The sequence below is a fragment of the Aeromonas sp. TECH754 genome, assembly GCF_056279295.1.
The window spans coordinates 888,890-902,796 of sequence record NZ_JBWBRA010000001.1 but is presented as its reverse complement, the minus strand read 5'-3'; the positions used below and the strand labels follow the sequence as shown (position 1 = coordinate 902,796).

General features: G+C 63.3%; 12 protein-coding genes. 5 read left to right on the top strand and 7 right to left on the bottom strand.

Features of this window, described 5'->3' with window-relative positions:
* Positions 1 to 7 precede the first annotated feature (7 nt).
* Complete coding sequence (locus tag ACZ9IL_RS04010) at positions 8 to 1,423, top strand: FAD-dependent oxidoreductase (RefSeq protein ID WP_476002340.1); 1,416 nt, start codon at positions 8 to 10, stop codon at positions 1,421 to 1,423.
* Between the two features lie 143 nt (positions 1,424 to 1,566).
* On the opposite strand, the gene ACZ9IL_RS04005 is transcribed toward ACZ9IL_RS04010, so the two are convergent.
* On the bottom strand, positions 1,567 to 2,145 hold the full coding sequence (locus tag ACZ9IL_RS04005; protein WP_476002339.1) for an O-methyltransferase: 579 nt from the start codon (positions 2,143 to 2,145) through the stop codon (positions 1,567 to 1,569).
* 56 nt (positions 2,146 to 2,201) lie between these two features.
* Positions 2,202 to 2,666: a redox-sensitive transcriptional activator SoxR gene (gene soxR / locus ACZ9IL_RS04000; RefSeq protein WP_476002338.1), complete on the bottom strand. Its 465-nt coding sequence runs from the start codon at positions 2,664 to 2,666 to the stop codon at positions 2,202 to 2,204.
* A 66-nt stretch (positions 2,667 to 2,732) separates the two neighbouring features.
* Here soxR and ACZ9IL_RS03995 point away from each other — a divergent pair, with 66 nt between their 5' ends.
* The gene (locus ACZ9IL_RS03995) at positions 2,733 to 3,725 is read left to right on the top strand and encodes a questin oxidase family protein (protein ID WP_476002337.1); all 993 of its coding nucleotides are present in this window, start codon (positions 2,733 to 2,735) and stop codon (positions 3,723 to 3,725) included.
* A 180-nt stretch (positions 3,726 to 3,905) separates the two neighbouring features.
* On the opposite strand, the gene ACZ9IL_RS03990 is transcribed toward ACZ9IL_RS03995, so the two are convergent.
* From ACZ9IL_RS03990 to ACZ9IL_RS03980, 3 genes are all read right to left on the bottom strand, one after another.
* Positions 3,906 to 4,577: a DUF2913 family protein gene (locus ACZ9IL_RS03990; RefSeq protein ID WP_476002336.1), complete on the bottom strand. Its 672-nt coding sequence runs from the start codon at positions 4,575 to 4,577 to the stop codon at positions 3,906 to 3,908.
* A gap of 94 nt (positions 4,578 to 4,671) precedes the next feature.
* Positions 4,672 to 5,967, bottom strand: a complete 1,296-nt coding sequence (locus tag ACZ9IL_RS03985; RefSeq protein ID WP_476002335.1) for a DEAD/DEAH box helicase — start codon at positions 5,965 to 5,967, stop codon at positions 4,672 to 4,674.
* 258 nt (positions 5,968 to 6,225) lie between these two features.
* Entirely contained in the window at positions 6,226 to 6,876 is a 651-nt protein-coding gene (locus ACZ9IL_RS03980; protein ID WP_476002334.1) for a DedA family protein, read from the bottom strand.
* A 380-nt stretch (positions 6,877 to 7,256) separates the two neighbouring features.
* Here ACZ9IL_RS03980 and ACZ9IL_RS03975 point away from each other — a divergent pair, with 380 nt between their 5' ends.
* The gene (locus tag ACZ9IL_RS03975; RefSeq protein ID WP_476002333.1) at positions 7,257 to 8,216 is read left to right on the top strand and encodes a hypothetical protein; all 960 of its coding nucleotides are present in this window, start codon (positions 7,257 to 7,259) and stop codon (positions 8,214 to 8,216) included.
* Positions 8,217 to 8,306: 90 nt separating this feature from the next.
* Entirely contained in the window at positions 8,307 to 8,861 is a 555-nt protein-coding gene (locus ACZ9IL_RS03970; protein WP_476002332.1) for a DUF4256 domain-containing protein, read from the top strand.
* A gap of 106 nt (positions 8,862 to 8,967) precedes the next feature.
* Here ACZ9IL_RS03970 and ACZ9IL_RS03965 read toward each other — a convergent pair whose 3' ends face one another.
* Positions 8,968 to 10,131: a DUF1615 domain-containing protein gene (locus ACZ9IL_RS03965; RefSeq protein WP_476002331.1), complete on the bottom strand. Its 1,164-nt coding sequence runs from the start codon at positions 10,129 to 10,131 to the stop codon at positions 8,968 to 8,970.
* Positions 10,132 to 10,455: 324 nt separating this feature from the next.
* On the opposite strand from ACZ9IL_RS03965, the gene ACZ9IL_RS03960 reads away from it, so the two are divergent.
* Positions 10,456 to 11,478 (top strand): sterol desaturase family protein, encoded by a 1,023-nt coding sequence (locus ACZ9IL_RS03960; protein ID WP_476002330.1) that lies wholly within the window; start codon positions 10,456 to 10,458, stop codon positions 11,476 to 11,478.
* A gap of 223 nt (positions 11,479 to 11,701) precedes the next feature.
* On the opposite strand, the gene leuA is transcribed toward ACZ9IL_RS03960, so the two are convergent.
* Positions 11,702 to 13,360, bottom strand: coding sequence for a 2-isopropylmalate synthase (leuA, locus tag ACZ9IL_RS03955; RefSeq protein ID WP_476002329.1), 1,659 nt, complete (start codon positions 13,358 to 13,360; stop codon positions 11,702 to 11,704).
* Positions 13,361 to 13,907: the final 547 nt, after the last annotated feature.

The following is a 13,907-nucleotide window of genomic DNA, read 5'->3' as shown; positions in this document are numbered from 1 at the left end:
GAACCCTATGAGCCAGAACGTATTCCAGTTTATCGATGTCCAGCGGGTCGACCCGCCCAAGAAGCCGCTCAAGATCCGCAAGATCCAGTTCGTGGAGATCTACGAGTCCTTCAATCAGGCCCAGGTCGGCATGCAGGCGGATCGCTGCCTCGACTGCGGCAACCCCTATTGCGAGTGGAAGTGCCCGGTGCACAACTACATCCCCAACTGGCTGAAGCTGGCCAACGAGGGGCGCATCCTGGAGGCGGTTGAGCTTTCCCACCAGACCAACAGCCTGCCCGAGGTGTGTGGCCGCGTCTGCCCGCAAGACCGTCTGTGTGAGGGTGCCTGCACCCTCAACGATCGCTTCGGCGCCGTGACTATCGGCAACATCGAGAAATACATCACCGACAAGGCGTTCGAGATGGGCTGGCGCCCGGATCTCTCCAAGGTGATCCCGACCGGCAAGCGCGTCGCCGTCATAGGGGCGGGCCCGGCCGGGCTCGCCTGTGCCGACGTACTGGCCCGTGGCGGCGTCAGCGCCGTGGTGTTCGACAAATATCCAGAGATAGGTGGCCTGCTCACCTTCGGCATCCCCTCCTTCAAGCTGGAGAAAGAGGTGATGCAGCGCCGCCGCGAGATCTTCGAGGCCATGGGCATCGAGTTCCGGCTCGAGACCGAAGTGGGCCGTGACGTCACCTTCGCAGACTTGCTCGGCGAGTTCGATGCGGTCTTCCTCGGGGTCGGCACCTACAAATACATGAAGGGCGGCTTCGACAACGAAACCGCGCCCGGTGTCTACGATGCCCTGCCCTACCTCATCTCCAACGCCAACCGGCTGCTGGGTTTTGAGAAGGCGCCAAGCGATTACATCGACTTCGCCGGCAAGCAAGTGGTGGTACTCGGTGGCGGTGATACCGCCATGGACTGCGTGCGTACCGCCATCCGTCAGGGTGCCGCCAAGGTTGTCTGCGCCTACCGCCGCGATGCCGACAACATGCCGGGCTCCAAGCGGGAGGTGAAGAACGCCCATGAAGAAGGGGTTGAATTTATGTTCAACCTGCAACCCATCGGCGTGGAACTCGATGCCAGTGGCCAGACCGTCGGCATCAAGATGGTGAGCACCGAACTCGGCGCGCCCGATGCCAACGGGCGCCGCAATGCGGTGGTGATCGAAGGCTCCGAGCGAGTGCTGGCCGCCGATGCGGTGGTGATGGCATTCGGCTTCCAGCCCAACCCTCAACCCTGGATGGCAGAGCATGGCATCGAACTCGACAGCCGGGATCGCATCCGTGCCAGCGAACAGGCCGAACGCGCCTTCCAGACCAGCAACCCCAAGGTGTTCGCCGGTGGCGACGCGGTGCGCGGCTCGGATCTCGTGGTCACCGCCATCTACGAGGGTCGCAAGGCCGCCGAAGGGATCATGGATTACCTGGCCGTGTAAACTGCCGTCCAGACGAGAAATGCTCCAAGCAAACAGCCCCGCCAATGCGGGGCTGTTTTATATCGGGCCCCGTTGCCCCCTTCCCCCTCGAGCGGGCCGTCTGTGACCCCGCCAGCTTCCCGCGATAAGCTAGGCACTGGCCCCTACAGCCGTACCACCAGCCACTCCCCCTTGCCCACCGGCACCAGCGAAGTGAGAAACGCAGGATCGCGGCGAACCCCCGCCATCCACTCGCTCATCTCCCCCTGATGGGAGATGGCATTATCCACCACCAGCAGGCCGCGGGGTGCGAGCAGGCGCTGGAGCTGCGGCCACCAGGCTTGGTATTGTCCACGATCGGAATCCAGAAAGATCAGTTGATAACTCGCCTCTGGCAGAGTGGGCAGCAGGGTGCCCGCATCCCCCGCCAACTGGGTGATGACGGGGCTCAGGCCAGCGCGCAGGAAGTTGTGCGCAGCCAGCGCCCGCTTGTCCTCATCCCACTCTATGGTGGTGACCCGGCCATCGAGCCTGCGTACCGCCTCGGCCAGCCAGAGGGTGGAATAACCGTTGGAGGTGCCTATCTCCAGCACCGCCTGTGCCCCCCTCGTCTGCACCAGCACCGCCAGCAGCTCGCCGGTATCGCGGGTGATGTTGAGCATCTTGCTGCCACGGCTCTGCTGCTGGCTGTCGTTGCATTCGCCAAACTGCTCCAGTTCCCGTTTAAGCTGTTCCAATTCCATGCTTCCTCCTTGAACGTCATCCAAGCTGACCTGGCACTGCCCATGGCCTGCACGCTTCACTCATCGGCAGGAGGCTGATCCCCCAGCAGATAGCGGGGACCGCTGCCCCCCGAGACGGCCTGATCCTCCGGGTTGTAGAGGGCGCAATGTTCCAGTGACAGGCAACCACAGCCGATGCAGGCGCTGAGTTTGCGCTTCATCAGCTGCAGGGCGTCGATGCGCCGATCGAGCAGCGCCTGCCACTGACCAGCGATCTGCTCCCAGTCGTGTCGATCCGGCGTGCGTCCATCGGGCAAGCCGGCCAGCGCCTCCGCAATCTCACCTAGGCTCAGCCCCATCCCCTGCGCCACCCGGATAAAGGCGATGCGGCGCAGGGCATCCCGCGGATAGAGCCGCTGGCCCCCCTCGCTGCGAATGCTGCCAATCAATCCCTTCTGCTCGTAAAACCGCAGGGCGCTGGCATTGACGCCGGAGCGCCTGGCTATCTGGCCGATGGCCAACCACTTACGATCCGTTTCCACCCTTGACCTCAAGTTAACTTTAACTTGCACAATCTTGTCTCCCCCGATAAAAGGAGTCAAACGATTATGGATTTTCTCTCTTCCCTGCTCGATGCCAACCAGGCCTTCGCCCTCAATGGTCGCGACACCACCAACCACTGCCCCATGGCACTGCACGCTTTGCATGAGATGGGGGCCAGCCCCCAACGGCTGCAAGACTTCTTTGTCCATTGGCAGACCGCTCATGCCTTGCCGGCCGGAACGGAAAACCAGGGAGATGAGGAGGAGCCTCGTTTCGTGCAACTACGCCAACAGCTAGCCATCCGCTTTGCCGAGGAGGGCTGGCTGCCGAGCTTCGAGGCCCTGCTGGATCAGCGCCTCTCCCCCGCAGGGGGCGCCTTTCATCCCCTGATCCGCTTCGCCTGTGCACTGGAGAATGGCCATCGGGGAGAGCAGGCGGCGGCGCTGGCCGCCTGGCAGTGCAAGCCCCTGCTCCTGCCTGCCGGCACCGGGGCTCCCTGCCTGGATATCACTCATCTGCTGGCCGGGCTGTCGGCGCAGTGGGAGGGCTCACACTGGCCGGGTGATTGGATCACCATCCGCCTGCGCCAAGTGGCAGAGGATCCGCACTGGCCGGACTCGCTGCCACGCAGCCTGAATGACGGGACAGAGGTGCTGACGCAGCTGGCCGAGGCCGCCCTGCCGCTCTATTGGCAGACCCGCAACTTCACCGTGCTGCACCTGGTGACCGGCTGTCGGGCCGCCGCCGTGGTCGCCCGTCATCTGCCTGATGAACTCAGGGATCGCTGGCAGACCCTGATGTGGCAAGCCGTGGCCGCAGCCTATCTCACGGTCGGGGCACCGGCGCTAGGATCCCAGCGCTGGCCAGACGTTTCAGGGCTGGACTGGGAGAGGGTGTTGCCGCTGGCGATCGCGAGCCTGGACGATCACGTGATAAAACTGGTGCACTGCTGCTGGCGGGAGCAGGCGTGCTCACCCCGTCAGGCACCCCGTTATCTCGCGGTAGCCGCCCGCGCCGTGGGACTGCTCGCCGCCGATACCGATCGCAGCGCCGCCTAGGGCGCGGCAAGCCGGGGGAAGCTGATAACAGGACCAGTCGACGCCGTTTTTCTGCGACAAAAATCGGCAATCAACGCAGAGGAGTGCCGGCCGAACGACCCGGCTCACGACCGTTCGGCCATAAAAAACCCCGGCCTGGGCCGGGGTGATGAAGCGGTGGGCAAGGTGCCTGCCTTGGGATCAGGCAACGGCCTCTGCCAGCAGTGCCAGCGCGGGCTGGGCATTGCCCGGCACCAGCCGGTACGCCCTGTGGTGCTTGACCTGGGTGGTCTTCTTGTTGCCCTGGCTCAGCAGCAGGCCGTGGCGAACGGCAGCCTGCGCGAGCTGCTGCTCATCGCCGCGCACATAGAGGGTGATGGGCTTGATGAGCTCCCCATCGACGACATGGTCCTGGTATTCGCCGGCCGAGATCACCAGGCTGGACTGACCCTGCCCCAGCAGCCGCAACTTGGCGCTGCTTTTTGCCTCAATCTCCACGTCGGTAAACACTAACCAACCCGCCTCTGCCAGCTCGCTCACCAGCGCGGTCAGCCGGGTGCCGAGCCGTGCGGGCTCCTCCATGGCGTGGCCGACCTGACGGAGGATGCGCTCCAGCAGCCCCTTGAGATCGGCGCCGGCCCCCAGGGTGCGCCCCTGCTGGATCCAGCCTTTCAGATCCTCCATCACCAGCCGGGAGAAACGCTTCTCCTTGAGGGAGTCCGCCATCCAGGTGCAGAGAAAGTGGCTCTCCTGGGCGGGAGTTCGCTTGCCGGCCTTCTGCTCGGCGGTGCGGGCCAGCTCGGCCAGGCTCTGGCGGGCCATGTCGAGCAGGGCCTGGTTGTAATCTTGCGGATTCTTGACAGTCAGTGTCATCGCACGTCCTCAGAGGGTGACCGGTAAACAGCATCAAGGCGCCAGCGGCGCCTTGAGTCGGGAGCCCAAGGCTCCCCTGCATCATCTTGCCCGCTTACTTTGGCTGGCGAGGCTTCTTGGCGGCTGCCAGACGCTTGAGGCGCTGGCCTTGCAGCTTGGACTCGGCCATCGCCTGGGCGGCGGCGTTGTCTTCCCGCTGCGGGCGCTTGCCGAAGCGGCGGCGCTCCTGCAGCTGCTTGATCAGCTCGTCACGGCTGCTCACCTCGTAGCCCGGCACCATGATGCGGCGGATCTTCTGGCCGATCAGCGCCTCGATCTCCAGCAGGGTGCGCTCTTCTTCACGGCTGACGAAGGAGATCGCCATGCCGCTCTTGCCGGCGCGACCAGTACGGCCGATGCGGTGTACATAGTCTTCCGCCAGGAACGGCAGATCGTAGTTCACCACGTATTCCAGATCCGGGATGTCCAGACCACGGGCGGCCACTTCGGTCGCGACCAGCACCCGTACCTTGCCTTCCATGAACTCGCGCAGAGCGCGGCGACGGCTGCCCTGCGCCTTCTCGCCATGGACCACGGCGGACTTGATGCCATCGAGGTTCAGCTCGTCCACCAGCTCGTCACAGCTCTCGCGGGTACTGGCGAACACCAGCACCTGTTGCCAGTTCTGCTTGCCGATGAGCTCGGAGAGCAGCTCGCGCTTGCGCTTCTGCTCCACCGGATAGACGGTGTGGCTGACAGTGTCGGCGGTGGAGTTCTGCTTGTTGACGCTGATGATCTGGGGTCTGTCCAGCATCAGGTTGGCGAGCTTCTTCACGGCGTCGGAGAAGGTGGCGGAGAACAGCAGGTTCTGGCGCTCCTTGTTGACCGCTTGCAGGATCTGCTGCACATCGGCGCTGAAACCCATGTCGAGGATGCGATCCGCTTCGTCCAGCACCAGAGTTTCAACTCCGGAGAGGCTCAGGTTGCAGGCGGTCAGGTGTTCGAGCAGGCGGCCCGGGGTCGCCACTATGATGTGAGCACCCGCTTTCAGCTTGCGTGCCTGCACGTCCTGCTTGCCGCCACCGAAGATGGTCAGCACAGTGATGTCCAGGTACTTGGCGAAGTCATTGATGTTGCTCGCCACCTGAGCGGCCAGCTCGCGGGTCGGAGTCAGGATCAACACCCGGGCGTTGGACGGCTGGACGGGGGCCGGCTTGTCCAGCAGGCGTTGCAGGATCGGCAACGCGAAGGCGGCGGTCTTGCCGGTCCCGGTCTGGGCGCTGGCCAGCACGTCGCTACCACGACGAATGGTCGGGATCGCCTGCTGCTGCACAGGGGTCATCTCCTGATAACCGCAATCTGAGATGGCGCGCAAAATCTCGGGGGCAAAATCGAACGATTCAAATCTCATATTGGGTTCCTGTGTTCCAGCTGGGCTGTAGTTGGCTTAAGTGGCTCGAGCCGGCATGTGGCACGGCATCGGCGAGGCTTGGGGCCAAGGACGGCTGGGCCTGACATAGCGTCAGAGAATGAGCCGGAAAATGGCGGGCGCGAAGTGTAACAGATAGGCGTCATAAATTCCGCCTCAAATGGCCTGTATTTTTACATCCCTCTTGCGCCAGCTGGCGCAAGAGGGATGAGAACGGGCACCACCTGCCCGCCCACGTCTTCAGCGGATGCGGTTGGTCGGACGCTTGAGCAGCCGGATGCCGATGGCCGCCACGGCAATGACGAAGAGCGCGAAGGAGGTGACCAGCAGGCACTTGGTCAGCATCTCGTGGTGGTTGGCCAGCATCGGGGTCGCCATCACGAACTTGCCGATGAGGCTCAGGGTCAGGGCCCAGAGGAAGGCGCTGGCAAAGCTCGCCACGGCCACCCGCGGCAGGTGCAGGCGAGAGACCCCCATCAGCATGGGGGTCAGCACCCGCACGAAGGGGATGAAGCGGGACACGAACATGGCCCAGAAGCCGTAGCGATCAAGCAGGCGCGAGGCGCGAGGCAGGCTGCCCTCCGGGATCATGCGCTCGATATGGCCCATGAAGCGGGTACCGTGCAGCGCATGCCCCTGCCAGTAGGCGATAAGACTGCCCAGCCCGGCGGCGAACGGCATATAGAGGAAGCTCACCTCGGGGCCGAGCACTCCCATGCCAACCAGGCCACCGGCCAGCAGCACCAGGCTGTCCCCCGGCAGGGGCAGAAACACGAAGCTCGACTCGAGAAAGAGGATCACCACCAGGCAGGTGACGAGCAGACCGATGGCCTGCATTTGTATAAGCTGATCAAAGTCCTGATGCCATATGGCAAGCAGCATGTCCTGCATCTGGAATGACTCCCGTCAACGTGTGCATCCATCATGACGGCCCAAGGGCCCCGCTCGGCATCTCCTCCCTGCTGCCTGCTCCCGTTACTCCTGCGGGAGGCCCGTTATACACCCGTCGAACTGAACAAGAAATTAATGTCTGCCATTTATGTGGATACTCTATCACTCCAGAGCGGCGAGCCGGCCCGACTGGCCTCGCAAGGGGCCTGCTGGCAAGGGATCCATGGCGCCCAGCCTGAGATAGACTCGAGCCGCCAGTGACCGACGTCCACAGGAGAGACAAGATTGTCAGTTGACACAACGACTTGGCTGCCAAGGCGAGGAAAAACCGTTACAGTGTAAGGACTCCTCACCGGACGAGGAGACTCACGGAGCTAGGTATGGCGCAGATCCCCTCTTCTCATGCAAGAACCCTACTGCTGTCTGGCTTGGGTCTTGTCAGCCTCATGGCCCAGGCCAACGACGGCTCCCTGGTCCAGCAGCGTGCCAATGCGGTGGTCTCGCTGATGAGCTTCACCGTGGTGCCCGACATCACCGCCAGCAACCTGGATATCGGCAGCGGTACCAACGAGCAGTCGGCGCTGACCATCACCCAGCTCGGCGGCGGCGCGACCATGAGCGAAGGCTTTCCCATCTATCTGGAAGGCACTCTGGGTTATAGCCGCTACGATCCCCAGTTCGTGTTCACCGACGGCACCGAGACCCGTACCATCCCCGTCAAGTGGAACAGCCTGAGCGCCACCGGTGGCATCGGCTGGGATTTCAGCCTGCACCGCGACCGCTGGGGCGGCAATCTGGTGCTGCGCCCCATCGCCAACTTCACCCTGGGCACGGTGGCGAGCGACTTGCGCATCGGCACCGCCCTGATCGAGCACAGGACCGGCAAGAACCTCGACTTCCTCGACGGCGGCAACCTCAACGTCTATGGCCTGGGGGGCTCCCTCATGCTGGACTACGAGCTGTTCTCCAAGTCACAGGATATCGATGTGGAGCTGCGCTACTCCTATCAGCACCTGCAGAGTTTCACCGGCACCGCCGACAGCATCTCCGGGACTGCCGAGGCGGAGAACCTGGGGCTCTATCTACGCCGGCGCGCGCCCATGTGGAGCTGGACCCTGCTGGACCGCCCCCTGCGCTACGTGATGGAGGGGGCCCGCACCGAATACCTGGGCGCCCAGCGCGGCCTGCTCGGCTTCAACAGCCTCAATTCCCTGGGCCTTGGCCTCGAACTCGACAGCAGCAAATACAAGGTCTTCGTCACCCGCACCCGGCTGGTGGCCCGTTATATGTTCAGCCAGAACACCAACGGCTATTCCATTGGGTTGGCGATGAGTTTCTAAGGACACGAGGCTCTCATTACTTGTTCAGCCACAGCACCAACGGTTATTCCATCGGATTGGCGATGAGTTTCTAACGGCGAAGGAGACAACATGACGAAGGTGAGTCAGGTTGAGATGGACGCGTTGCTCGCCACCTTGCAGGCTCGCTTTGAGCAGCACCCACAGCGTCACGAGGGGATCCCCTGGTCACAGGTGCGCGCCAGGCTGGACGCCAATCCGCAGTCGTTACGCTCGCTCCACGAGATGGAGCGCAGCGGCGGTGAACCCAATGTCATCGGCCAGGATCCGCAGACCGGGCAATTCATCTTCTGTGATTGCAGCGCCGAGAGCCCCAGCGGGCGCAGAAGCCTCTGTTACGATCAGGCCGGGCTGGAATCCAGGAAGGAGAACAGGCCAGCGGGCTCTGCGACCGAGATGGCCGCTAAGATGGGCATAGCACTGCTGACGGAGGCCGAGTATAGAGCGCTGCAGACGCTCGGCTGCTTCGATGCCAAGACATCGAGCTGGATACAGACCCCCGTGGAGATAAGGCGCCTCGGCGGAGCCCTGTTCTGCGATTGCCGTTACGACAGCGTCTTCCTCTACCACAACGGCGCCCAGTCCTACTATGCCGCCAGGGGCTTTCGCGGCAGCCTGCGGGTCTAGTCCCAGAGGTGATGCCCATCATTGGCACCACGAACACCAAGCCGTTGACCCGGGATCACGCTCGGGTGATCCCCTGAAAACGCCCCCTTAGGGTTATGCTCCCCCGTTACAGCGCAGCTATCTGCCGCACACACTTCTGCTCCCTGTCATCCACCCGCTTGGCGAACCAGGCGGTGGTGAGGTTGCGGGTGATCTTGGGGCTCTTGAGCTGGATGCCGGGCAAAATGGCGCGGGGCAGGCGGGTGCCCGCCTTCTGCTCGGCCAGGGTGAAGACCCTGTGGTAGAGATCGCTCTTCGCAAAGTCGCTGCTGTCCCCCAGTTTCAGGCTCTGGCGGATGGCGTTCTTGCTCATGCTGAGGCGGCTCGCGATGCTGTAGACCGCGAGCTCGGTAGTGCCCGGCTTGTCGGAATCGTAGCGGATGAGATCCCCGTCCAGCGCCAGAGTCTTGCCACTCACCCGGCTGACAGCGGCCTGGAAGGCGGCGTTGCGGCTCGCGTACCAGCCGGCGTTGAAGTCGGCGAAGCGATAGAGGGTGTCCGGGTAGTCGGCGGGATAGCCGAAGATGTGCTTGGTACCAAACCAGATACCGCCGCGGCGGGTGAAGACTTCGTGGCGGATGGACTCCTCCACCGGATAGGGATAACCGCGGGCATTGGCCTCGGCGAAGGCGATGCTGACCTGCATGGGGCCGCCGGTGCGCACCGGGTTGAGGTTGCCAAACAGCGTCTTGCCCATAGGCACCGTGCCTATCATGTCCTCGAAGATCTCGCTCATCTCCCGTTCGGTACGCAACGCATCGATGCGCGCGGCATAAGATTTGCCGGTGGGGGACGTGATGCCGAGCGCCGTGCGCACCACGAACTCGGGGATCAGCAGCTTGGCCGCCCGGGCGTTGATCTCCTTCCAGGCGATCTTGCCAAGCCCCGGCACCACGGGATCGGCCTGGTAGGTCGCCTCCTGCTCCGCCACCGCCAGCACGGTGCAGACGTTGTGATCGCTCACCGCGATGCCCTGGGTCGAGAGCGCCGTCACCACGTCATTGGCCCAGCCCTGCTTGTCGCGCACATTGCCCGGCAGGAAGCGCACGATGCGGGTCTTCATGTCCGCCGGCTTGCGCGGCTGCATGGCCTTGGGTTGCTTGGCGATGGCAGCGGCCTCCTCGGCCGGGGCGGGTGGCTCGCTGGCGCAGCCCGCCAGCAACAGGGCACTGAGCAACGGCAGGACGGTCAGGCGTCTCGCAGAGAGGATCAATAGCGAAGAGGGATTCATGAAGGCTTCCGGTAGAGAGACGGGATCGAGCCCCATTCATCTCAGATAAGGGGCCCCGAACGCAAACAAGTGAGCATTGTAGAGGATTGGCCCGCCCGGCTAAAGCCTCCAGCCTGCTCTTTGGGTCGACCAGAGGGGAAAGGGCTCATCCCCATGACGACAAATGGCGCGGCCTCCCCGTACCGATGTGGTGCCAGTCTGCATTCGCCTCCCCGCCATTCACTGCACGGCGCCGACCATTCCCAGCCTCCGCATAATGGCCTTTTATTGAGAGTAATTTCTATTTAGAATACCGCTAACCAACACGCCCTTGGCATGGAGCCGATGGACAAGCTGACCCCCCTGTTCGACCCCCTGCAGCGACTGCTGATAACCCCGCTCTGGCAATCGCTGTCCGGGTTGTTCGATCTCAACGGGCGTCTGGGCATCGTCTTTCTGCTGATCTCGGGCGTCGTCGCCTACCTGCTCTATCTCGGCCGCCGTCGCCTTGGGGATCCCGAGGCCCGCAGCTTTCGCCGCTTTCTGGGGGGAAAGGCCATCTGGCTGCACCCTTCCGCCTTGCTCGATTACCAGTACTACCTGGTGCGCGCCCTGCTGCATGTGGCGGTGATCCTGCCAATCCTGACGCTGCTTCACCCCTGGCTGCTCCAGGCCGAGGATGTGCAATCCGCGCTGACCCGGCTCTGGGGGGTGCGCCCCCGGCTGGCCCAGGCGAGCTGGCTGATGATGCTCTATGGTCTCGGTGTCTTCCTCATCAGTGACTTCCTCCATTACTGGTTGCACCGCGCCTTTCACAGCCGCTGGCTGTGGGAGTTTCACAAGGTGCACCACAGCGCGACCGTGATGGTGCCGCCGACCGCGAGCCGTATTCATCTGGTGGAGAAACTGTGCGAGACGCTGCTCAAGGGGAGCTGTCTTGCTCTCTACGCCGGGGCCTTCCACTGGCTGAGCGGCGCCGTGGTGACCCCCTACACCCTGTTCGGGATAAGCTATCTGGTGCTCATCTTCAACTCCCTGGCCGCCAACCTGCGCCACACACATGTCTGGCTCTCCTTCGGCCCCCGGCTCGAACACCTGCTCAACAGCCCGGCCCAGCACCAGATCCATCACAGCCGGGATCCACGCCACTTCAACCATAACTTTGGCACCAACCTCTCCCTCTGGGACTGGTGGTTTGGCACCCTCTATCTGACCAGCCGCCAGCCCGAGCCGCTCTCCTTCGGGGTGGGTCCGAGAGACAACGAGCACTACAGTCGGTTGAGTGCCCTGATCCTGCGCCCCTTCCTGGTGACGGCGCGCAAGATCTGGCGTGCCCTGCCCCGCCCTCGCAAGCCGCTGGTCGATTGAACCTGGCCCGATAACACAACAACGCCACCCGAGGGTGGCGTTGTTGTTTACAGATGAGTCGGACTCAGAACCTGTTCACGGTCTGTGACGAGAGGTCGGAGGCTCGGTAAAGAGCAGCGCAGGCACCGGAGCCTATAGATATACGTGAGCACTCTTCACCTCACATAAGCGAGCAGCACATGAGCCTTGATCATGGCTTCGCCGTCAGAGCCTGAACAGATTCTCAGGCGCTCTGGCGCAGGGCCTGCTGCTGGGCGGCGCCGTTGATCACCGCCTGCAGGGAGGCGTTGACCACATCGCGGCCGATGGCGACCCCGCACTGGCGCTGGCCATCGACGCTGAGCAGCACGTAGGCGGCGGCGCGCGACTCTGTACCGGCGCTCAGGGCGTGTTCCGAATAATCGAGCACGTCGATGCGCATCCCGGTCTGGCGCTCCCAGCCGTTGACCAGCGCCGTGATGGCCCCTGCCCCCTCGCCGCTCAGCTGCAGCGTGCCATCCGGGGTCTGCAGCTCGAGGCGCAGGCTCTCCTGGCCGTCATGACCGAGCTGGAAACGGCCGATGCGGTAGCCGTGCACCGGTTCGAGGTAGTGCTGCTCGAACAGGGCGCGGATCTGCGCCGGATTAATCTCGCTGCTGCTCGCCTCCGCCTGGGCCTGTACCCGGCGGCTGAAGTCAATTTGCAGCCAGCGCGGCAGTTGCAGGCCGAGATCGCGCTCCAGCAGGTAGGTGACGCCGCCCTTGCCGGACTGGCTGTTGATGCGGATCACCGCCTCGTAACTGCGACCGAGATCGGCAGGATCGATGGGCAGGTAGGCCACATCCCAGTAAGCGTCGGGCTTTGGCGCCGCCAGGGATTTGCGAATGGCATCCTGATGGCTGCCGGAGAACGCGGTGTAGACCAGCTCGCCGGCATAGGGGTGGCGTGGGTGCAGGGCTATCTGGGTGCAGGCGCCCACGGTGGCGACGATGGCATCCATGTCAGACAAGTCCAACTCGGGATCTATCCCCTGGCTGTAGAGGTTCATGGCCATGGTGACGATGTCCATGTTGCCGGTGCGCTCGCCGTTGCCAAGCAGGGTGCCCTCGATGCGATCCGCTCCCGCCAATATGGCCAGCTCGGCGGCAGCGACCCCGCAACCCCGATCGTTGTGGGTATGGATGGAGATGCTCACCTCGGGGCGCGCCTTGAGGTGGCGACAGAACCACTCCACCTGATCCGCGAACACATTGGGGGTGCTTACCTCCACGGTGGCGGGCAGGTTCAGGATCATGGGGCGGGCGGCGCTGCGCCACTCGTCGATCACGGCGTCACACACCTCCACCGCGAACTCCACTTCGGTGCTGCTGAAACTCTCGGGGGAATATTGGAAGCTCCACTCGGTGCCCGGGTTCCTGGCCGCATGTTCCCGCACCCAGCGCGCCCCCTGCACGGCGATGGCCTTGACCCCCTCCTTGCCTGAGTTGAACACATAGTTGCGCTGGGTCGGGTTGACCGAGTTGTAGACGTGGACGATGGCGCGTTTCGCCCCCTTGAGGGACTCGAAGGTGCGGATGATCAAGTCCTCCCGCGCCTGCACCAGCACCTGGATGGTGACGTCGTCCGGAATAAGGTTGCGCTCGATCAACTCGCGCACGAAGTCGAAGTCGGGCTGGGAGGCGGCCGGGAAACCCACCTCGATATGCTTGAAGCCGACATGGAGCATCAGCGCCCACATTTGCAGCTTCTGGGCCACCGTCATGGGCTCGACCAGCGCCTGGTTGCCGTCACGCAGATCCACGGCGCACCAGAGCGGCGCGCGCTCAAGCACCCGGTTGGGCCATTGCCTGTTCGCCAGGGCGATGACGGGGGCAGGGCGGTATTTGCGATGATCGAAGCTCATATTCAGATTCCCTTGGCAGATGTCCTGTGGCACGCCACGCTGGCTAACACAGCGGGTCAAGCCGGGGCGACTGGCGGGCAGATGGGGAACAGCGAGGGGGAATGGGCTGGCGCGGTAACGCTGACCCTTGACGGTTGCTGCGGCGGTAACCCCACAACCGGTTTCCTGTGGCCCCTCCTGATAAGAGGTGCCGGCCTGCACAGCCGGATAAGCCGTTGGCCCTGATCCTCTCGCAGCCCATGCTTGCTGGCGCAGACGACCCTGTTGATGAGAAACCAGTATATAGAGACCAGCTTGGCGAGTGATTGCTAAGATCGCCAGCTTAAGTCATAAATACGCAATAATTATTACGTTAATAACATTAAAAGGGAGACTTCACCCTTTCAATGACGATATTTCCTCTCACCTGCGCACCTCAGTACCCTGGACCGCTGATCAGCCAGCTCGGCCAAAAAACAAAACCCCGCCATCGCTGGCGGGGTTTTTCAGGCTTCGCGTGTGTTGGGCAAAAAAGGAAGGGGAACTCCCCTGCCCTTGCTGCGCAATC

What these genes read in the sequence shown, in the direction of transcription:
- ACZ9IL_RS04010 (WP_476002340.1), top strand. Translation starts at nt 8, where the DNA reads ATGAGCCAGAACGTATTCCAGTTTATCGATGTCCAGCGGGTCGACCCG.
- ACZ9IL_RS04005 (WP_476002339.1), bottom strand. Translation starts at nt 2,145, where the DNA reads ATGGAATTGGAACAGCTTAAACGGGAACTGGAGCAGTTTGGCGAATGC.
- ACZ9IL_RS03995 (WP_476002337.1), top strand. Translation starts at nt 2,733, where the DNA reads ATGGATTTTCTCTCTTCCCTGCTCGATGCCAACCAGGCCTTCGCCCTC.
- ACZ9IL_RS03990 (WP_476002336.1), bottom strand. Translation starts at nt 4,577, where the DNA reads ATGACACTGACTGTCAAGAATCCGCAAGATTACAACCAGGCCCTGCTC.
- ACZ9IL_RS03985 (WP_476002335.1), bottom strand. Translation starts at nt 5,967, where the DNA reads ATGAGATTTGAATCGTTCGATTTTGCCCCCGAGATTTTGCGCGCCATC.
- ACZ9IL_RS03980 (WP_476002334.1), bottom strand. Translation starts at nt 6,876, where the DNA reads ATGCAGGACATGCTGCTTGCCATATGGCATCAGGACTTTGATCAGCTT.
- ACZ9IL_RS03975 (WP_476002333.1), top strand. Translation starts at nt 7,257, where the DNA reads ATGGCGCAGATCCCCTCTTCTCATGCAAGAACCCTACTGCTGTCTGGC.
- ACZ9IL_RS03970 (WP_476002332.1), top strand. Translation starts at nt 8,307, where the DNA reads ATGACGAAGGTGAGTCAGGTTGAGATGGACGCGTTGCTCGCCACCTTG.
- ACZ9IL_RS03965 (WP_476002331.1), bottom strand. Translation starts at nt 10,131, where the DNA reads ATGAATCCCTCTTCGCTATTGATCCTCTCTGCGAGACGCCTGACCGTC.
- ACZ9IL_RS03960 (WP_476002330.1), top strand. Translation starts at nt 10,456, where the DNA reads ATGGACAAGCTGACCCCCCTGTTCGACCCCCTGCAGCGACTGCTGATA.
- leuA (WP_476002329.1), bottom strand. Translation starts at nt 13,360, where the DNA reads ATGAGCTTCGATCATCGCAAATACCGCCCTGCCCCCGTCATCGCCCTG.